Origin of the sequence: Pseudomonas zanjanensis, from assembly GCF_014268745.2 — a bacterium.
Taxonomy (GTDB): domain Bacteria; phylum Pseudomonadota; class Gammaproteobacteria; order Pseudomonadales; family Pseudomonadaceae; genus Aquipseudomonas; species Aquipseudomonas zanjanensis.
In genome coordinates this window covers 2,887,895-2,905,722 of the sequence record NZ_JABWRB020000001.1, presented here as the reverse complement: position 1 = coordinate 2,905,722, position 17,828 = coordinate 2,887,895, and the positions used below count along the sequence as shown (strand labels likewise).

Here is a 17,828-nt window from a genome sequence, read left to right as displayed (position 1 = left end):
GAGAACAATGCCGCAGAATGTGCGTGGAGTGGTTGCACGGTACAGCCAGGGGGAGCCGGTCGAGGCGCATCAGTTGCAAAGCGCCTTTCGAGCATTGATGCAGGGACAGCTGCCGGACTCGTTGATCGCTGCGCTGCTGGTGGCTTTGCAAGTGAAGGGCTTGGAGTTCCAGGCGATCGAGTGTGTCGCCCGCGTGGTGCGTGAATTTCTGATTCCGGTCCGGCATTCGGTGGCGGGGCCGCTGGTGGACCTGTGCGGAACAGGAGGGGATGCGCGGGCCACGTTCAACGTGTCGACCACCGCCAGCTTTGTGGTGGCCGCGGCGGGTGTGCGGGTGGCTAAACATGGCAACCGCAGTGTCAGCTCGACCTGTGGCAGCGCCGATGTACTGGAAGCGCTGGGCCTGGATTTGCAATTGACGCCCGCACAGATCGCTACGTGCCTGGAACGAGTGGGGATTGGCTTCATGTTCTCGCCAGTCCATCGACCGGCTCTGCCGGGCTTGACGCGGGTCCGCAGTGAACTGGCCATCCGCACGATTTTCAATGTCATCGGCCCGCTGACCAACCCCGCTGCGGCGAGCAGGCAATTGCTGGGTGTGTTCAGCGCCGAGCTGGTGCCGATCATGGCGCAGGTACTCAGGGCACTGGGCAGCGAGCGCGCGCTGGTGGTCCACGGCGAGGATGGCTTGGACGAGATTTCCCTATCCGGTAGCACGCTGGTCGCTGAGCTCTGGGATGGCGACATACGCCAGTACCACCTCCACCCCAGCGATTTCGGAATGAAGGTGTGTGATCTGGCAAGCCTGCAGGTCAGCAGCATCGACCAGGCCCGGGCGTTATGCCTGGAAGTGCTCGCGGGTCGGGAAGGTGCTCCACGCGACATTGTCCTGCTCAACAGTGCTGCGGCGCTCTACCTGGGCGACAGGGTCGAGAGTATCGCCCAGGGGCTGGAGCTGGCGACCGGCATTCTGGACAGCGGAAAGGCCATGCAAACCTATGAATCGTTGTTGTCATTTACCCGTGGATTGCGAAATTGAAGGCACAGCCGGGTTTCAAGGAGCGAAGGATGGAACAGATTTTTGGGACTGTCGCGGTGGTGGGGCTGGGCTATGTCGGGCTTCCTCTGGCGGTTGAGTTCGGCAAGCGCTTGCCGACCATAGGCTTCGATATCTGCCAGCACAGTATCGATCAATTAGGCGATGCCATAGATCCATCCGGGGAGCTTGGCGAGGAGCAGATGCAGCAGGCGCACTTGCTCACCTATACGAGCGATCCGGCGGCGCTGCGCGGCGCGGACATTATCATCGTCGCGGTCCCCACACCTGTGGATGCGGCGAATCAACCTGATTTGTCACCCTTGATACGAGCCAGTGAAACGGTGGGGCGGAACATGAAGCCCGGGGCATTGGTCATCTACGAGTCGACCGTTTACCCGGGCGCGACCGAGGAACGGTGCATTCCCGCCTTGCAGGAGGCTTCGGGGCTGGTGTGGAAAGAGGGCTTCACTGTCGGCTACTCGCCTGAGCGAATCAATCCCGGCGATCGTACCCACACGCTTTGCGATATTGTCAAAGTCGTGTCCGGCGACAGTCCGCAGAGCTTGCAGACTGTGGCCGCGTTGTACGAGCTGATTGTCCGGCCGGGGGTGCATCGTGCTCCTTCGATCAAGGTGGCCGAAGCGGCCAAGGTCATTGAGAACACCCAGCGCGACCTGAACATCGCCCTGATGAATGAGTTATCGCTGATCTTCTCGGAACTGAAGATCGACACCTGCCAGGTGCTGGAAGCGGCGAACACCAAGTGGAACTTCCTTGATTTCAAGCCAGGGCTGGTAGGCGGTCACTGCATTGGCGTCGATCCCTATTACCTCACCTACAAGGCCGAGTCCCATGGCTACCATCCCCAAGTGATCCTTGCCGGGCGACGGATCAACGATGGCATGGGCAAGTGGATCGTCGAGAAAACCATCAAGCTGCTGATCGCCGCCAACCGTGTGGTGAAGGGCTCGACGATCAATGTGCTGGGAATCACGTTCAAGGAAAATTGCGCAGATGTGCGCAATTCGAAGGTTCACGACATCATCGTCGAATTGCGAGCCTATGGCGTCAACGTCCATGTGCATGACCCACTGGCCGACCCGGCGACGGTCATGCGTCAGTACGACTGCGCATTGAGCAGTTGGGAACAGCTGCCCGCAGGCGATGCGCTGATCGTGGCTGTGCCGCATGAGGCCTATCGGCGCACCTCATTGCAGCAAATGCGCACCAAGTTATTGCCCGGGGCGTGTGTGATTGATGTCAAGGCTGTCCTGGATCGGGAGTCCTACGAGGCCGAGGGTTATCATTTCTGGCGTCTGTAAACCGGTGGGGCAACCGTCGGCATGACCAGCCCGCAGGCCGCTGCAGCACTGACGGCCTGTTGGCGACTCACCGAACCCAGCTTGCGTCGGGCATTGAGCAGGTGGAAGTCGATGGTGCGCTCGGAACAGGTCAGGATGTGGCTAATCTCCCAAGTGGTCTTGCCGACGCTGGCCCAATACAGGCAGTCCAACTCCTTGGGCGTGAGGTCCTGGCAGGGTTGGGCAGGAACCTGCAACTGATGGCGCATTCCGGCGAGCAGGTAGGGGATGAGCATGAACAGTTGATAAACGGCAGGGTTGGAAAAGCCCTCCTGTTCGGTGATCTGGGTGTCATCGAAAGCCACACTCAGTGTTCCCCTGAGCAGCTCGTAGCGCAGCGGGATGCTCAGGCCGCTGCGCAGGCCGTGTTGCTCGCGTTGTTGCCAGAAGTGCCGGGAACGTCCACGGGCGCGCCTGCGCTCGCTGTCCCAGAAAAAAGGTAGCAGTTCGCGTCGACAGTGCCTGAGTATCGGGTCGATCTCGATCAACCCGTCACCGCGATAGTGTTCCAGCCAGCGTTTGGGAAAGGTGGTGATGAGGCCGGCGAGAGGGTCGGTATCCCTCGGTGCTGCCGGTCCCAGGCTGATGAGGTAGCTGCCGAAGCCGAGCTGACGCAGCACTTTGTTCAGCAGGCGCTCCCAATCGCAACGGTTGGCATCTTTGGCGAGACTCATGAAGGCGGTCAGCGGTGCGGTACGCCCGGCCTGGTTCCGGCTGCAGACGGGGGAGTTGTGTTTGTCCATAAACGAGTCGCTCTTGTTATAGCGGGAATGAAACAGCTGGAGCACGGAAAAAGAAGGGGAGTGCGCCCCTTCTGGCGGATCACTGGTGCACGTAACACTTGATGAAACTGCGAAACAGGTCCAGGCCGTTTTCGGTCAGGATGCTCTCAGGGTGAAACTGCACTCCTTCCACTGGCAGGTGGCGATGACGCACACCCATCACATAGCCGTCATCGGTGGATCTCGAGGTGACTTCCAGGCTGTCGGGTAGCTGCTGGTCGCTGACCATCAACGAGTGGTAGCGGGTGGCCTGTATGGCGCGTGCCTGCGTGTGGTCATAGACGCCCTTGCCATCGTTCTCGATCGTGCTCACTTTGCCGTGCATCACGTGCGGGGCGCGGCAAACCTGAGCGCCGAAGGCCAGGCCGATGGCTTGATGACCCAGGCATACGCCCAGTAGCGGCAAACGCCCCTGCAAGTGCCTGATCACTTCGATGTAGCCAACGTCGGCCGGATGCCCAGGCCCAGGGCCCAGCACGCAGAAGTCCGGCGAAAAATCCTCGATGCGTTGGAGGAGGTCTGGCACGTCGTGACGCTCGACGCGGGTTTCCAGCCCCAGTTGTTCCAGGTACTGGCTGATGATAAAGACGAAGCTGTCGTAGGCGTCGATCAGGAATACTTTCACAGTGCGATCTCCTTGCCGGTCACTGCCCGGTATACAGAACCCATCTTGTACAGCGTCTCTTTCCACTCCATCTCGGGAACGGAGTCGGCGACCACCCCGGCGGATGCACGCAAGTGGTAGGTCCCCTCGTCGAAGACGGTCGAGCGAATGCACAGGGCGGTATTTACACTGCCATCAAAACCCACCAGGCCAAGGGCTCCGGCGTAGATGCCCCGGCGGTTGCTCTCCATTCCCTCGATCAGTTCCATTGCCCTGACCTTGGGCGCGCCGGACATGGTTCCTGCGGGGAATGAGGCCTTGATCACGTCGTAGGCATCCAGGCTTGGGCGCAGCAGACCGCGAACGTTCGACACCATGTGGTAGAGGTGCGAGTACTCCTCTACCAGCATGAATTCGTCGACTTCCAGCGAGCCGGCCTGGCAGACGCGACCGATATCATTGCGACACAGATCGATGAGCATCAGGTGCTCGGCGCGTTCCTTCTCCGAGCGGGTCAGCTCCAGCACCAGCTGGGTCGGATCGACGCCAGGCTTCTTGCCGACAGTACCGGCGATCGGACGCATCTCAATCAAATCGTCCTTGATCCTGACGAACAGCTCCGGACTGGCACCGATCAGGTCGATACCGCCCACATGGGCCAGGTACATGTAAGGAGAGGGGTTGCGCAGGCGCAGGTTCTGGTACACATCGAACGGCGCAACCTGCGAGCGAATGCGGATCTCATGGCCGAGTTGGATCTGGTAGACGTCGCCGGCGCGGATGTGCTCCATTGCGACTTCGACACGTTCGCAAAATTGCTCCGGGGTGACCGTGCGGATTTCCTCGAATGTCTCTGGATACGGTGGCAGATCCACTGCCTCGCACGCCGGGGTTGCGCTCAGGAAGGGGTAATCCTCCACTGTACGGGGCGCCCACAGAGGGTGGTTGTTGATCAGGGTTTCGACAATGCCGTTGCTGTGGAAATAAACCAGTGTCTGATAGACCGACAGGGCGATGAGCGGGTAGCTGTAGGTCTGTTCGGCGAGATCGGGAAGGCGCTCGATCAGGCGAACGCAGTCGTAGGAGAAATAGCCGAAGAACGCCAGGCTGGACGGGGCATTGGGTGCAGGCTGGAACGTAGCCTGGATGGTCCGGAGCAGGTTCCACCCTGACTCGCTGTCCGGTAGGTGGATCTTGTGCTCGGGATCGACTTGCACCCCCCCTTGTTGCAGGCTGGCGGACAAGTGTTCACACAGCGCAGGACAGCCTCGCAGTTGTGCCTGGCCCTCATCGATACACACTTCGAAAAGGGGATCGAGCCCGACGATCGTCGCCCGGCGATCGCGGCTTGGACCGGACAGTGATTCAAGAATGAAGACAGACTCGCGACCCAGTTGCTCCAGTGCATTTGCATATATGCCAAGTGCATCTGTAGATCGACGTTCTTCGCGGCGAAGAACATTGACGTCAATTAAATGTTTATTCACGGTTATACCATTTTCAAGGTGCAACGATTCAGGCACTCCATTAAGAGAGCACCACGGGAATATAAAGTGCGCAGGCACTTTAAATAGGTGTTGACGGATATCCTGAATGTTCGGGGCGGACGCTGTTCATGTCGCGCGCAATACCAGGCTTGCAACGGATTGCAGCCATCGATGCGCAGGGCACAAGGCGCGAGCACCTTCGAATTTCATTGTGGAGAGAGCAGGACGTTGCTGGCAGGCAGCAGACAGACGCTGGTCTTCGCTAGATTATTAGCGACGCCAGATATTGCTTTTGAAGATGGCCAGAGTGGCCCGGGAACAGCTGTCGGGGTAGCTGTGGGAAGAACTGATAGCAGAAAGGTGATAGTACATTTTAGACATCCCAGTCTTGGCTAGGCACTGCGGGAACGAGCGGCAGTGCAGCGAAATTACCAGTGTGCCCCGGGGCTGTCAACTGCTGGACGGATATTGATATCTCATTCATTTCTTAGTGTCGACAGGCACAAAAACTATTCCTGCGCATATGTAATCGCGCGTGCTTTTAACAAGAAACTCGTACGCGCACAACTGCGGGATAACGCAGCTGGGTATTTGTAACTTCTGTCACTAACGTAGTGGCCGTTGAGTTCCAGTAACCCATCAAACCTGAGCGGCTGAAATGAAAGAGCATTTAGACACATTCAAGAAGCGGTACGATCCGATTCATCATGCCTATTGGACCGACGTCCTCAGCGACACCGCGTTGGCGGCATGGCATCAGGAACAGTTGCGGGAAGTGATCGGCCACGTGAAGCGTTCTTCGCCGTTCTATGCCAGGCACCTTGCCCAGGTCGACGAGCGTTCGCTGACCTTGGATGAGCTCGTCACCTTGCCATTCACGACCAAGGATGATTTGCGCGAGGCAGGCTTCGACATTCTGTCCGGCCCGCTGGAAGACAGCATCTTCTATTACGAGACGACGGGCACCACCGGGCCTGCTACGCCATGCCCACGGGATCGCAAGGAAAGCTACGCGAGCAATCGCCAACTGGCCATGGCCTACCAGGCGGTGATCGAAAAGCACTTTGCGGGTGAAAAGACCGTGGTCGGCATCATGGGGCCCACCGAGGTCCATTCCTTCGGTGACACCCTGGGCGATGTCTGCACCCAACTCGACCTGTGCAATGCCAAGATCTGGCCGCACTCACCGGTGATCGGTTGGCTCAAGGCGCTGCAACTGCTCAAGGATCTGCGGATCGGCGTGCTCGCGTCGGCGCCGGGGCTCTTGCTGGCCATGGCCAAGGAAGCCGAGCGGCAGGGCTTGAACCCACGCGAGGACTTCGCCCTGCGCGCGTTCATGATGAGCGGCGAGCTGTGCACGCCAGCGTTGAAGAACAACCTCTACAGCCTGTGGGGCGCGCAGGCCTACAACAGCCTGTATGGCTCCCAGGAAGCGATGATCATCGCGGCCTGCAACGCCAATGACCAGTTGGTGCCTCATCGCCTCAACTACATCATCGAGGTGCTCGATCCCAAGTCCGGGGAAAGCCTCGGCTGCACCGGCGACGGTGAGTTGTGCGTGACCATGCTGATCCCTGGCAGCAAGCCGTTGATCCGCTACCGCACGGGTGACCTGGTCTCGATCCAGTCGCGCCCCGGCTATCCGCAATCGATGCGCCAGACCGTCAAGGTTGTCGGTCGGGTGAAGGATGCCGTGCAACTGAACGGTCGCGCCTTCTCGGCTGCGCAGATCGAGCAGGCGTTGCTTGAAGGCGTCGAACAATGCCTTGGTTACCAGATCATCCTCAGTCGCGCCAATGATCGCGACACCGTCATCGCCAAGCTGGAAATGTCGCGCTTCTTCGAGGGTGATCGTGGGCGTCTGGTGCTGCTGATCAAGGAGCGCCTGCGCGAACGGCTGGGGGTCGATGCCACGGTCATGGTGGTGGGCGATCTTGCTGAACATGTGAACCTTGGAAGTTGGTTCAGCTGGAAAGAAGCGCGCATCGTCGATCAGCGTCAAGGCCAGTGAGGTCACCGATGAGCCTGTCTGTTCGCGTGATCGACAACGCAAATGAGCTGTTCGAGTCCGTCAGGCACCTCAGGAGTCGCTATCTGGGGACCAACCCGGCACGGGAGGATGACTTCGAGCGAAGGGAGCAGGTGCGCGACGCCTTGTCCTATCACCTGGTCTACCTGGACAAGGACGAAGTGGTCGGGACGTTGCGCGTCACCCCGCTGGGCCATGGCCTGAGTTTCGTCGAGCGGGCAGTCAATGTGCACGCCTATTTCGAACAATCGACGGACGCCTTCGATGCCAATCGCTTGGTGCTGGACGAGCGATACCGCGGCGGGCGGCACCTGCGCATGTTTCTCCTGCAGGCGGCCATCTGGCTGAAAGCCAACACCCACCTGCGATTCATCTCGGCCCTGTGCCGCGGCCAACTGGCGGCGTTGTATGTCGGCTTGGGAGGGCGCGTGCTGGTGGATGACGTTACCTGGACCGGGGAACAGGTCGAGCGGCGCTACAGCCTCGTGTACCTGGAACTCGAAAGTGTTTACCACAATGTTAAAGGAGCCTATTGAAATGCAAGCATTCTTCAAGGAACTCGACGCTATCGTCGAAGCGGGCTGGGCCCAGATCAAGCAGGGCGCCTACTGGAAGTTCAGCCTGGACAATCACACGCCGCCAGCCCTCTACCAACAGCTCATGCTGCAGGTGTACCACTACACCCGCTACAACTCGGTCAACCAGGCCGCCTGCGCCTTCAGTGCCGATCCGGAAGAGACGACACTGCTGCGCTTCGTCTATAAGCACGCCCTGGAAGAGCTGGGCCACGAGCGCATGGTACTGCGCGATCTCGAGTCGGTCGGGCTGCTGCCACAGGAAATGCCAGCCCCCCTGGCGCCGACCCAGGCGCTGATCGCCTTCCTCAACGATGTGGCTATCCGCAAGGGACCGATCGCACGACTGGGCTACAGCTATTGGGCCGAGGACGTCTACGAGCACATCCAGCCGATCCTGGAAAGGTTCCGCGCAGACCTGGGCTTGAAGGACGAGCAAATGACGTTCTTCGTCGCCCACTCGACCATAGATGAGAAGCACGCCGAAGAAGTGCGCGTGGCCATGCAGCGTGCGGTGAAGACCGAAGACGATCGTCGCCAGATCAAGGAAGTCGCACGCGTCACGTTGTGGCTAACCGGACAGTTGATGGAGGAAGCGCTGCGAGCCTATCTGGCTGGCGAAGAAGGGCTGCGAGAGGCGTCCTGAATCATGAATCTGACCATCATAGTCGGTTCCAGCCGACCTTGTGGTGTCAGTGCACGGGTGGTGGCGCTGGTGCGCCGCCACTTGGGCGAGGAGATCGAGATCGATGACATCTGGCTCAAGGACTACCGGATCGATTACTGCGACGCCGATAACGCCTGTTCAGACCAGGACTGCGCGGTGCAGGACGACGTCGGGCAGTTGGTGGCGCGGCTGGATCGCGCCGATGCGGTGCTCTATCTCCCCGTCATGCACGCCTACGGCACCAACAGTCGCTTCCAGGCGTTTCTGGAGCGGGTCGGCTACGGCTTCATGCGTCCACGCCAACGCCCGCTGCGCGACAAGCTCGCGGCGATTGCGGTCGTCGGCCGGCGCTACGGGCACACGGCCGTTTTCTCCCAGGTCGCGCTGAACGTACTGCTCAACAAAATGATTTTGGTCGGCTCGGGGTTCCCGCCGTGCTTCCAGACACAGCTGGCCCACGATCCTGAAGCGGAACAGGCCTTGTGCGAGACGCTGGACCGGCTCTGTGAGCACTACCGTCGACTTAATCCCACAGGGGTTGCCACGGGCAAGCCGGAAAGAATCCTGCGGCCCATTCAATTTCAGAAGGGATAACTATCATGCCATTGAAAGATTCATTGCTGGCGCTGCTGGTCGCGTTTCTCTGGGGCGCGCAGGTCACCGCCGTGAAGATTGGCGGCGCCGAGCTGCCGCCTATCCTCATGGTCGCCATGCGCTACGCGATCATGGCGCTGTTCCTCATGCCATTGCTCAAGCGTGTCAAACGCGAGCAGTTCGGGCCCATGGTCTTGATCGCTACGATTACCGGCACCTTGCATTTTGGTTTGCTGTATTGCGGTATCGCCCGGGTAGACGCTTCTACCTCGGCAATCATCTATCAGCTGGTGGCACCTTTCACCCTCGTTCTGGCGTTCGCGTTATTGGGTGAAGTCCTGAAAGTGCGCGCGCTGGTGGGCATCCTGCTGGCGTTCGCCGGTATTCTGGTGCTGCTGGCCAAACCGCCGGCGAGCGGGACTTTTGTCGGCATGCTGCTGGTGGCGCTGGCGGCCTTGGCATTCGCGGTCGGATCGGTGTTGGCCAAGCGTCTCGGGCTGCTGGATCCGCTGGCCTTGAGTGCCTGGACGGCTGTCATCGCCGCGCCACAACTGTTGTTGTGGTCCTTCATCCAGGAGGGCGGGCAATGGGCAAGCGTCCACACGGCCAGCGCTCAGGCGTGGTGGGCGGTCATCTATACAGCGCTCAGTGGCGGTCTTCTGGGATTCGGCCTTTGGTTCTGGTTGCTCGGACGCAATTCGATGCAGCAACTGAGCCCGTATCTGCTCCTGGTGCCGCTGTTCGCGATCGCCGTCAGCAAGATCATGCTCGCCGAGGGCATCAGCCAGCGCCTAGTGATCGGCGCCGCGTTGACGCTGTCAGGTGTGGCGCTATGCCAACTGCGCCTGCCCGGGAAATTTTTTCTCAAGGCTGGCGGCAGCAAAGGGCAAGGAGTGGCGGATGAACAGCGTTGATCGACTGTTGCTCGGCACCTTGCGCCTGGTCCACCGATGGCAGTTCGGTTTGAAGCTGCGCTGGCACGCCAGTGCGCAAGGGCGATTGGCCTATCTGGAAAGTACTGCACGTCAGAAGGGGCCGACACTGGTCATCCTTCATGGCTTGGGCGCCAGCAAGGACCAGTGGGGACCTGCGATCCTGGGCATGGCGCGCCATCACCGTTGTGTTTTCGTCGATTTACCGGGGCATGGCCAATCCTTGTACGAGTCGCGTGCAGGCTTCGGACCGCTGGCATTGCTGGCAGAGCTGGAGGGCTTGTTGGAAACGGTAGTCGAGGGCCCCTTCGTTCTGGTCGGCAGTTCTTTGGGCGGTTGCGTGGCCGGACTGTATGCCGCGAAATACCCCCAGCGTGTCAGTCACCTGGTCTTGCTGGCACCTGCAGGTCTTGGCCCGGCGGTACTAGGGCCAGCATTGCAAGCCAGCCTGCAAGGGCAAGGCACAGTCTTCGGCTATCGTACGGTCGAGGAGATGAAGCGCTTCTGGAGCCTGGTGTTCAAGGAGCCACCCCAGGTGCGAGGACGCCTGGCGCAGGCCATGGCCGCAAGCGGCAGGTCGAGGTTTGCTGCTGTGCAGCGGGTGATCGAGGATTTTCGCCGCGAAGGCCTGGACGTGCTTCTCGAACGGCTTCCGCAGATCGCTTCGAGGACGCTGGTGATCTGGGGGCGGCATGACCAGGTGTTCCTGCCTGCTGCCCTGGAGAACCTGCTCCAGCAACTGCCCGACGCCCGTGGCCAGGTCATCGAGGATTCCGGGCATGTGCCCTATCTTGAACGGGGGGGCGAGGTCGCCGCGGCCATCACAGGGTTCATATCAACGTTCTGTGCCGGGGAGGCTGGATCATGCTCGAAGTGATTGCCAGCACCCGCAGTGATATGTCCCCGGCCCTGTTCAAGGCACTGGCTCGCTACCGGTATGAAGTGTTCGTCAAGGGCCTCGGCTGGGCGTTGCCCTGCGCCGAGGGCTTAGAGGTGGATGCCTTCGATCGACCGGATACGGTGTATGTCCTGGCCCGCGACAGCAAGCAGGAAATCGTCGGATGTGCGCGCTTGATTCCTACCGATCGTCCCTTTTTGTTGGGGGAGGTGTTCCCCCAGTTGATGGGCGACACTCCGTTGCCGTCCTCAAGTACCGTCTGGGAGCTATCCCGGTTCGCCAGTCGGCGTCTTTTGTCGCGACGCGCAAAGGTCATTCGGGCCTGGCACGACACAACATGGCTGATGAGCAAGGTCATTGACATCGCGCAGACCCTTGGCGCTCGTCGGTTGATTGCATTCAGCGCGCCGGGAAACGAGCGCCTGCTCAAGCGCATGGGGGTCAGCACTCACAGGATTGCGGGGCCGCAGATGGTCGATGACTTACCAGTGGTGCCTTTCTGGATCAATGTGGCGGGCTACAGTAACCATATAGCGGCAGCGCCGAGAAAGAGCGAAGTGTCCGCCCGAGCCTAGGTCGCGATCCGGTGTTCATGCGCTCTGCGGCGGGACTTGGGAACGACTCAACGCAGGTGCCAGCCCAACTGAGCTGAAATCTGCTGCGTGGCCTCCATCAGGTGCTTGACGTAGTCCTGCTTCAATTCTTCCCTGAAGCCAAAACAGTGGAATGAAACGCTCATGCCGCCGATCACGTGCCCAAAGCGGTCTCGAATCGGCGCCGCCAGGCAGCGCATGTTGTCTTCGAACTCTTCATGGTCTTCTGCATAGCCTTGTCGGCGAACGGTTTGCAGTTCTTCCAGATACGCTTCGACGCTGGTCAGGGTGTTGGCCGTGCGCGCATCAACAAAGTGCTTCAGACTTTGCCGGAACGTACCGGAAATCTGCGAGTCGGTGACCGGACAGAAACGCCTCGATTTCCAGAGCAGTACTTATTGCCGTCCCGGTAACATCGATCAAGGTGGCCGAGGCTGAACCTGCCCAGTCACCATAACCGACCAGCCATAGCTTTCGCTCGGTCATCGAGTGAGTACCTGCGACGTCGATTCGACTCTCCGTATTAAGAGCCTTCAGTGAGCTTAGATGATGGACTGCTGGACGAAATCCGGTGCGCCAGAACGCGATAGCTTGCTTTGGAATTTCTTTTTTTGCTCTTGATAGACCCAAAGAACAAGTCCAGAATTGAGTCTTTTCTTGCTTTCGCAAGAAAAGAAACCCCTTATATTTCAATGAGTCGGACGCCAGATACGAGTCTCGTTTCCCGCTCCAAGATTCAGAAAAAAGCCACTCAGATGAGTGGCTTTTTTAGTGCCTGAGAAATGCCACGGAGTTTAGATGCGCTGCGCTAGACACTTGAGCATTTTTTCAGTGGATCATTCGAATAGAACAGTGGACGGTTTGACCGCCAGCGGGTCCCGGTGGGGTATGAGTCGCTACCCAGTCACGGTTGGGCCCTGTTAATAAAATGGGCGCGCGCATTGACGCCCATCGCTCGATCATGCTGTTGCACCGCAAAGCTCAAACCCTCGCAGCGTGCCGGAACATCAACTTCGTCATCATGCAGTACGCCCGCCAAGTACCTCAGCCACCCAGTCGGCAATGTATTGACCGGCATTGATACTGTTATCGAAGCTCGAATGCTGCACGCCGCCCTCACGTTCGGTGAAGATTTTCAGTTCGCGTTTTGGGCTGTTGACCAACTGTTCGTAAGTGCGGTGGGCCCACTTCAAGGGAATCTGTGAATCCTTTTCGCCATGGGTGACCAGGAAGGGGACTTTGATGCGGTCCAGGATGCCGTCCAGATGAACATTCTCGGCGATGGCCATGAACGCCTCCGTGTCCTTGGCGCCCCAGACCCATGACACATGCGACCAATAGTGCGGTACCGGAAAGCTGCCTTCCTTTTCCATTCGACGCTTCTGCACATCGCGCCAGTCATGGTTGGCACCCCACACGACACCGCACGCGAAGCGCGGCTCGAAGGCTACCGCGCGCGGACAGTAGTAGCCGCCAAGCGACACGCCTTCCAGGCCAATGTGTTTGGCGTCGACATCGTCGCGGGTTTCCAGCCAATCCACCACGCGGCTGGCCCAATGTTCGCTGTCGAAGCGCGCGGTCAGGTTGTGCAGGCGAAGTGCTTCGCCGGTGCCGGGTTGGTCGATGATTAAAGAAGAAACGCCACGTTTGGCCAGCCAGGCGGGCAGGCCGACGCGGTATTTCATTTCTTTGGTGGAATCCAGTCCATTGACCTGCACCAGGATCGGCGCTGGGCCGCTGACGCCTTCGGCACGCACCAGCAGACCGGAAAGGTGTTTGCCTTCGTAAGGGATTTCGACGCGCTCGCAATTTTCCCGTGCCAGTTCGATACCGCGTTGGAACGTGTGCAGAAAGCGCTGGTACAGCTCCGTGCGGCCAGGTGCACCGTGGGCCTGCAGGCGTTCGCAGCTCAGGTAATAGGTCGCGGCGCGGTTGTATTTTTCACCGGCGGACAACAGCCGACCCTTGCCTTCGTCTTCTTCCGCCAGGCCGCACAGCTTGTCGGCCATGTTCGCCCAGGTTTCACGGAAGGCCTTGCTGCCAGCGGCGTCCGGTTGCTTGGCGGCTTCTTGCAGCGGCGCGCACATTTCTTCGATTTCGCCGATGCGGGCGCCCATTTCAATGGCCAGGTCGACGGAAAGATTCCACACGTAGTTGGTCGGGAAGTAGCGAAACATGAGGGTTATTGTCCTTGTGCAAGCAAAGGCAGGCGGTCAAATCCGCAGCGGGGAGCGCCAGACCTGACGGTTCGAAGCAGGCTAAGGGGCGGCTGATTGTTTGGCCAATCGCGAGTCGGGATGGGAGGTATTGCGAATGGCGATGGAGCTTCGTGTGCCCCATCGGCAGGAGGCTTGAGCGCGCACAACAAGACCTGATCCGCCTCAGGGCAGCGGAAGCGATTATTGCTCCAACTCGTTGATGATCTGACTGATTTTCGCCCGCAGCCAACGGTGCATCGGATCCCCCTCCATGGTCCGATGCCAGAGCATGAACTCACGCATCACCGGGATTTTCACCGGTGGTTGCACGATGCGCAGCGGCAGGTAGTTGGCGTAGAGCCTGGCCATGCGCTGGAGCATGGTGGCGATGCGTTGGGTGCCGACGATCAACTGCGGCAGCGTGTTGAAATCGTGGGTCACCACTTCCATGCGACGGGTGAAACCATACTGGCTCATCAGCCATTCCTCGACGCTCAGTTGCCGGTTGCGGCCAAAAATCACCGAGACGTGGCCCATCTCGATGTACTGATCGAGGGTGATGCTGTCGCCTACCAACGTGTTGCCGTCCCATACGACGCAAACATGCTCCTCTTCAAACAGGAGCTGGGAGGGGTGGCCTTCGATGAGGTAGTGCTCGGGCACGATCATCATGTCGGCCTCGCCGCGCATCAGCATCTCGGTGGACGTATCGCCGGGGCCGAGCAGTTCGAAGGTGATGTGCGGGGCTTCCAGGGAGATCTTCTGGATCACCCGGGCAAACAGGACGCTGATCAGATAGTCCGACGTGATCAGGCGAAAATGACGCTTGCTGGTGGCGGGGTCGAACACCGGTTTGGCGGTGATCGAGGACTGGATCGTCAGTAGCACCTGGCGCACCGGCGCCGCCAGTTCACGGGCATAGGGCGTGGGCTGCATCTTGCGCCCGACCTGTGCCAGCAGTTCATCTTCGAAGTAAAGGCGCAGCCTGCCAAGTACGCCGCTGGTGGCGGATTGAGTCATGTGCAGGCGTTCGGCGGCGCGGGTGATGTTCTGCTCTTCCAGTAACACATCCAGCGCCACCAGGAGATTGAGATCCAGGTGGTTAAAGCGCATGGCGGTCTCGATTCTTGTATTTATTTTGTAAATACCTTCCGGCCTTCCTATCGCGGCGTCAAGTCCCGTGAATGGGGGAATCGAACGATGCCTGTTCGATTTTCCATGCAACTTGCGCTGCGCAGCCAGGTATCGCATTTGCCGATAGGTCGCATCCCGACAAGCGATTAGTCAGCGAGTTTTTGCCCCTTCAGTATCGGCCCACAGTCGGTTGGCCGTGACGCTTGATCGACTCCAAGTCCAGCCTCGGCAGCGCTTCGCCTGGCACGGTTCCCGTAAGTGGGGTGCTGGCCTGCGCTGAATAATTACAATGGAGCGGTAACTCAATGAACATCATTGGCCTTGATGCCTTGATTTTTGGCGTCGACGATATTCAAGCCTGTACCCATTGCCTGCGTGACTACGGCCTGCTCCCTGTCGATGTCGACAGTGAGGGCGGTCGTTTTGAAGCCCTCGACGGCACCGCGGTGATTATCCGACGGGCAGACGATGCCAGTCTGCCGGCGGCCATCGGGCCTGCGCCCTCGATTCGTGAAACCGTCTATGGCGTGGCCAGCGTGGCTGACCTCGAGGCCATCGCCGATGAGTTGGGGCGCAACCGCCCGGTGACCCGCGGTGCCGATGGCTCCGTGCACAGCGTGGACGATATGGGCTTTGCCATTGGTTTCCAGATCAGCGTGCGGCGTGCGTACAGCGCGCCCGCCGACCTGACCAATGCGCCGGGCCATGCGCCTCAACGCCCGGTCAATCAGCCTGGCATCAGTCCCGACATGCAGGCCTTGCCGCGGACACTGTCCCACGTGGTGTATTTCGTTCCGGATGCAGCCAAGGCCGAAGCTTTCTACAAGCGCCTGGGCTTCGTGACCACTGACACCTTTGTCGGTGCGGGCCCGTTCATGCGGCCGGCCGGTTCCGATGACCATCATTGCCTGTTCATGATCCAGACGCCGCCACACATGAAGGGTTGCGAGCACTTCACCTTTCACATGGGCAGCGGCACGGAAGTACTGCTGGCCGGACGTCGCTTCGAACAGCAAGGCTGGACCAGCTTCTGGGGGCCGGGCCGCCACCTCTTCGGTTCCAACTGGTTCTGGTACTTCAACAGCCCGTTGGGTTGCCACATTGAATACGACGCCGACATGGACAAGCACGATGACGCCTGGCAAGCGCGCCAAGCGCCGTTGTCGGCGGACAACTCGCAGTTGTTCCTGTTCACCTCCCGGGAAAAATGGTTTCCGAGCGGCCCGCCGCCCAAGCAGGCCTGAATGCGGATTTCGTCCATGAGCCACGACGCAATTGTTCTCTGTCGACTGGATGAATTGATCGAAGGGCAGGCCCGCGGGTTCGATCCCCTGGGTACGGGCAAGGACAGTGTGTTTGCCCTGCGCCATGACGGCGAGGTGCGTGTCTATCGCAACAGTTGTCCGCACCTGGAGGTGCGGCTGGAGTACCGCAAGGATCGTTTCCTCAGTGTCGATGGCAGCCAGATCGTCTGTTACGCCCATGGTGCCCGGTTCCTTCCAAGCACGGGGCTGTGCGTCTACGGGCCGTGCCTGGGGGAAAGCCTGAGTGCGCTGGGATGGCGAGCCGAGGCCGATTGGCTGGTGCTCGAAGCGGGTCAGTTGGAGGCGTGTGGACCCTAATTAAGGTATCGCGGTAGCTGATACATCGTATCCCTACATGCGATTAGTCAAACGCCTGCTTTGCCGAGAAAGTGGACACAAAGCGGTACCGAATGCGTGCAAACACAGCGAGTTCTGAAGCCTGGGATCGCCCCGGCAGAACGCTCGCGTGCATAACAAGAATAAGAGTGAGACGAGCATGAACGCAGTGAAAAAGGTGCTTATCGTCGGTGGTGGTATCGCTGGTCTATGTGCGGCAATCGCTTTGCGTCGCAAAGGCATTGTCGTCGATCTTGTCGAGTTCAAGACGCAGTGGACAGTCTACGGCGTTGGCATCATCCAGCAGAGCAACGTCGTGCGCGAGATGGCCAAGTTGGGTGTGTTGGACGGCTATCTGGATGCTGCCTACGCGTTCGAGGATGTGACTATCAATACCACCGCCGGTGAACAGCTGGCGCGGATCCCTGGTCAGCGCCTGGCCGGCCCCGACTACCCAGCCAACGTCGGCATCTCGCGCCTGGCCCTGCATCAAGTCCTCAGCGAAACCGTTGCTGCCCTTGGCGTCTCGGTCCGTCTGGGCTTGAGTGTCGAGTCGCTGGAGCAGGTAGGCGAGGGCGTTGATGTGCTGTTCACCGATGCCAGTCGCGGTCGCTACGACCTGGTCGTCGGCGCCGATGGCCTGTATTCCCACCTGCGCGGTCTGCTGTTCGGCGAGCAGTACCTGCCGCGCTTCACCGGCCAAGCGGTGTGGCGCTACACCTTTCCACGCGCCGCCGGGATCGATCATCTGGCTACCTTCCAGGGGCCCGCCGGCAATGCCGGACTGGTGCCGCTGGGGCAGGATCAGATGTACCTGTTCATGACCTCCCACGAGCCCGCCAACCCAAGGCTAGAGCCTGCCACGCTGGCGTCCCAAATGCGCCAGCGCCTGAGCGGTTTCACCGGGCTGATCGGCGAGCTGCGCGAGCAAATTATCGACAGTGACCGAGTCGTCTATAAGCCGTTGGAGGTGGTGTTCGTCAGCGAGCCCTGGTATCGCGGCCGGGTCGTGCTGATTGGCGACGCGGTGCACGCTACGACGCCGCACTTGGGCCAGGGCGCCGGTATGGCCATCGAAGATGCCGTCGTGCTTGGCGAAGAGTTGGTCGCCGGCGGCGGCCTTGAACAGCAGCTCCAACGCTTTATGGCGCGCCGTTATGAGCGCTGCAAATTCATCAGCGACAGCTCGGTGTTGGCCGGTGTCAAGGAAATGGCCCACGACAGCAGCTTCGACCGGATCGGCCTGGTCAGGCAGATGCTCGAGGTCACGGCAGCGCCTATCTGAGGCACCGGCA

Annotated in this window: 19 protein-coding genes; 12 read left to right on the top strand and 7 right to left on the bottom strand. The window is 59.9% G+C overall.

Annotated elements, in window-relative coordinates; all coding sequences use genetic code 11:
• Nucleotides 1-7 precede the first annotated feature (7 nt).
• Both trpD and HU715_RS12005 read left to right on the top strand, forming a co-directional pair.
• On the top strand, nucleotides 8-1,039 hold the full coding sequence (gene trpD, locus HU715_RS12010; RefSeq protein ID WP_186706194.1) for an anthranilate phosphoribosyltransferase: 1,032 nt from the start codon (nucleotides 8-10) through the stop codon (nucleotides 1,037-1,039).
• 29 nt (nucleotides 1,040-1,068) lie between these two features.
• Entirely contained in the window at nucleotides 1,069-2,361 is a 1,293-nt protein-coding gene (locus tag HU715_RS12005) for a nucleotide sugar dehydrogenase (RefSeq protein WP_186706195.1), read from the top strand.
• On the opposite strand, the gene HU715_RS12000 is transcribed toward HU715_RS12005, so the two are convergent.
• The 3 genes from HU715_RS12000 to HU715_RS11990 all read right to left on the bottom strand — a co-directional run bounded on the left by HU715_RS12000 (nucleotide 2,343) and on the right by HU715_RS11990 (nucleotide 5,273).
• Nucleotides 2,343-3,143 (bottom strand): helix-turn-helix transcriptional regulator, encoded by an 801-nt coding sequence (locus tag HU715_RS12000; RefSeq protein ID WP_186706196.1) that lies wholly within the window; start codon nucleotides 3,141-3,143, stop codon nucleotides 2,343-2,345. The genes HU715_RS12005 and HU715_RS12000 overlap by 19 nt on opposite strands.
• A 79-nt stretch (nucleotides 3,144-3,222) precedes the next feature.
• A complete protein-coding gene (locus tag HU715_RS11995; protein ID WP_186706197.1) occupies nucleotides 3,223-3,807 on the bottom strand; it encodes an anthranilate synthase component II in 585 nt (194 codons plus the stop codon).
• Nucleotides 3,804-5,273: a chorismate-binding protein gene (locus HU715_RS11990; protein ID WP_186706198.1), complete on the bottom strand. Its 1,470-nt coding sequence runs from the start codon at nucleotides 5,271-5,273 to the stop codon at nucleotides 3,804-3,806. Before HU715_RS11990 ends, HU715_RS11995 begins: the two co-directional genes overlap by 4 nt.
• A 658-nt stretch (nucleotides 5,274-5,931) precedes the next feature.
• Between HU715_RS11990 and HU715_RS11985 the strand changes: the two genes are divergently transcribed.
• Genes HU715_RS11985 through HU715_RS11955 form a run of 7 tightly spaced genes read left to right on the top strand, consistent with a single transcriptional unit; the run spans nucleotide 5,932 to nucleotide 11,543 of the window.
• Complete coding sequence (locus HU715_RS11985; RefSeq protein WP_186706199.1) at nucleotides 5,932-7,284, top strand: phenylacetate--CoA ligase family protein; 1,353 nt, start codon at nucleotides 5,932-5,934, stop codon at nucleotides 7,282-7,284.
• An 8-nt stretch (nucleotides 7,285-7,292) separates the two neighbouring features.
• The gene (locus HU715_RS11980; protein ID WP_186706200.1) at nucleotides 7,293-7,838 is read left to right on the top strand and encodes a GNAT family N-acetyltransferase; all 546 of its coding nucleotides are present in this window, start codon (nucleotides 7,293-7,295) and stop codon (nucleotides 7,836-7,838) included.
• Nucleotide 7,839: 1 nt separating this feature from the next.
• Nucleotides 7,840-8,523 carry an iron-containing redox enzyme family protein gene (locus HU715_RS11975; protein ID WP_186706201.1) on the top strand — a complete coding sequence of 228 codons (684 nt, stop codon included), beginning with the start codon at nucleotides 7,840-7,842 and terminating at the stop codon, nucleotides 8,521-8,523.
• Between the two features lie 3 nt (nucleotides 8,524-8,526).
• On the top strand, nucleotides 8,527-9,138 hold the full coding sequence (locus tag HU715_RS11970) for a flavodoxin family protein (protein ID WP_135845913.1): 612 nt from the start codon (nucleotides 8,527-8,529) through the stop codon (nucleotides 9,136-9,138).
• Nucleotides 9,139-9,143: 5 nt separating this feature from the next.
• Nucleotides 9,144-10,052, top strand: coding sequence for a DMT family transporter (locus tag HU715_RS11965; protein WP_186706202.1), 909 nt, complete (start codon nucleotides 9,144-9,146; stop codon nucleotides 10,050-10,052).
• The gene (locus HU715_RS11960) at nucleotides 10,039-10,947 is read left to right on the top strand and encodes an alpha/beta fold hydrolase (RefSeq protein ID WP_186706203.1); all 909 of its coding nucleotides are present in this window, start codon (nucleotides 10,039-10,041) and stop codon (nucleotides 10,945-10,947) included. Before HU715_RS11965 ends, HU715_RS11960 begins: the two co-directional genes overlap by 14 nt.
• Nucleotides 10,935-11,543, top strand: a complete 609-nt coding sequence (locus HU715_RS11955) for an acyl-homoserine-lactone synthase (RefSeq protein WP_186706204.1) — start codon at nucleotides 10,935-10,937, stop codon at nucleotides 11,541-11,543. The genes HU715_RS11960 and HU715_RS11955 overlap by 13 nt, the downstream gene beginning before the upstream one ends.
• Before the next feature lie 47 nt (nucleotides 11,544-11,590).
• Here the strand turns inward: HU715_RS11955 and HU715_RS11950 are convergent, their stop codons facing one another.
• From HU715_RS11950 to HU715_RS11935, 4 genes are all read right to left on the bottom strand, one after another.
• Nucleotides 11,591-11,818, bottom strand: coding sequence for an IclR family transcriptional regulator domain-containing protein (locus tag HU715_RS11950; RefSeq protein ID WP_238349444.1), 228 nt, complete (start codon nucleotides 11,816-11,818; stop codon nucleotides 11,591-11,593).
• Between the two features lie 49 nt (nucleotides 11,819-11,867).
• Complete coding sequence (locus tag HU715_RS11945; protein ID WP_186706205.1) at nucleotides 11,868-12,230, bottom strand: hypothetical protein; 363 nt, start codon at nucleotides 12,228-12,230, stop codon at nucleotides 11,868-11,870.
• 350 nt (nucleotides 12,231-12,580) lie between these two features.
• Nucleotides 12,581-13,738, bottom strand: a complete 1,158-nt coding sequence (locus HU715_RS11940) for an alpha/beta hydrolase family protein (RefSeq protein WP_186706206.1) — start codon at nucleotides 13,736-13,738, stop codon at nucleotides 12,581-12,583.
• A 222-nt stretch (nucleotides 13,739-13,960) separates the two neighbouring features.
• On the bottom strand, nucleotides 13,961-14,872 hold the full coding sequence (locus tag HU715_RS11935; protein ID WP_186706207.1) for a LysR family transcriptional regulator: 912 nt from the start codon (nucleotides 14,870-14,872) through the stop codon (nucleotides 13,961-13,963).
• Nucleotides 14,873-15,198: 326 nt separating this feature from the next.
• On the opposite strand from HU715_RS11935, the gene HU715_RS11930 reads away from it, so the two are divergent.
• The 3 genes from HU715_RS11930 (at nucleotide 15,199) to HU715_RS11920 (ending at nucleotide 17,818) form a co-directional block, all read left to right on the top strand.
• Nucleotides 15,199-16,137, top strand: a complete 939-nt coding sequence (locus HU715_RS11930; protein ID WP_186706208.1) for a VOC family protein — start codon at nucleotides 15,199-15,201, stop codon at nucleotides 16,135-16,137.
• Between the two features lie 15 nt (nucleotides 16,138-16,152).
• Nucleotides 16,153-16,515 carry a Rieske (2Fe-2S) protein gene (locus tag HU715_RS11925; RefSeq protein ID WP_186706209.1) on the top strand — a complete coding sequence of 121 codons (363 nt, stop codon included), beginning with the start codon at nucleotides 16,153-16,155 and terminating at the stop codon, nucleotides 16,513-16,515.
• Between the two features lie 178 nt (nucleotides 16,516-16,693).
• Nucleotides 16,694-17,818, top strand: a complete 1,125-nt coding sequence (locus HU715_RS11920; RefSeq protein WP_186706210.1) for an FAD-dependent oxidoreductase — start codon at nucleotides 16,694-16,696, stop codon at nucleotides 17,816-17,818.
• Nucleotides 17,819-17,828: the final 10 nt, after the last annotated feature.

Bases quoted from the DNA above. Each gene is read 5' to 3' on its own strand.
- HU715_RS11940 (WP_186706206.1), bottom strand. From the start codon at position 13,738: ATGTTTCGCTACTTCCCGACCAACTACGTGTGGAATCTTTCCGTCGAC.
- HU715_RS11980 (WP_186706200.1), top strand. From the start codon at position 7,293: ATGAGCCTGTCTGTTCGCGTGATCGACAACGCAAATGAGCTGTTCGAG.
- HU715_RS11925 (WP_186706209.1), top strand. From the start codon at position 16,153: ATGAGCCACGACGCAATTGTTCTCTGTCGACTGGATGAATTGATCGAA.
- HU715_RS11985 (WP_186706199.1), top strand. From the start codon at position 5,932: ATGAAAGAGCATTTAGACACATTCAAGAAGCGGTACGATCCGATTCAT.
- HU715_RS11965 (WP_186706202.1), top strand. From the start codon at position 9,144: ATGCCATTGAAAGATTCATTGCTGGCGCTGCTGGTCGCGTTTCTCTGG.
- HU715_RS11970 (WP_135845913.1), top strand. From the start codon at position 8,527: ATGAATCTGACCATCATAGTCGGTTCCAGCCGACCTTGTGGTGTCAGT.
- HU715_RS11920 (WP_186706210.1), top strand. From the start codon at position 16,694: ATGAACGCAGTGAAAAAGGTGCTTATCGTCGGTGGTGGTATCGCTGGT.
- HU715_RS11930 (WP_186706208.1), top strand. From the start codon at position 15,199: ATGAACATCATTGGCCTTGATGCCTTGATTTTTGGCGTCGACGATATT.
- HU715_RS11935 (WP_186706207.1), bottom strand. From the start codon at position 14,872: ATGCGCTTTAACCACCTGGATCTCAATCTCCTGGTGGCGCTGGATGTG.
- HU715_RS12005 (WP_186706195.1), top strand. From the start codon at position 1,069: ATGGAACAGATTTTTGGGACTGTCGCGGTGGTGGGGCTGGGCTATGTC.
- HU715_RS12000 (WP_186706196.1), bottom strand. From the start codon at position 3,143: ATGGACAAACACAACTCCCCCGTCTGCAGCCGGAACCAGGCCGGGCGT.
- HU715_RS11955 (WP_186706204.1), top strand. From the start codon at position 10,935: ATGCTCGAAGTGATTGCCAGCACCCGCAGTGATATGTCCCCGGCCCTG.
- HU715_RS11960 (WP_186706203.1), top strand. From the start codon at position 10,039: ATGAACAGCGTTGATCGACTGTTGCTCGGCACCTTGCGCCTGGTCCAC.
- HU715_RS11975 (WP_186706201.1), top strand. From the start codon at position 7,840: ATGCAAGCATTCTTCAAGGAACTCGACGCTATCGTCGAAGCGGGCTGG.
- trpD (WP_186706194.1), top strand. From the start codon at position 8: ATGCCGCAGAATGTGCGTGGAGTGGTTGCACGGTACAGCCAGGGGGAG.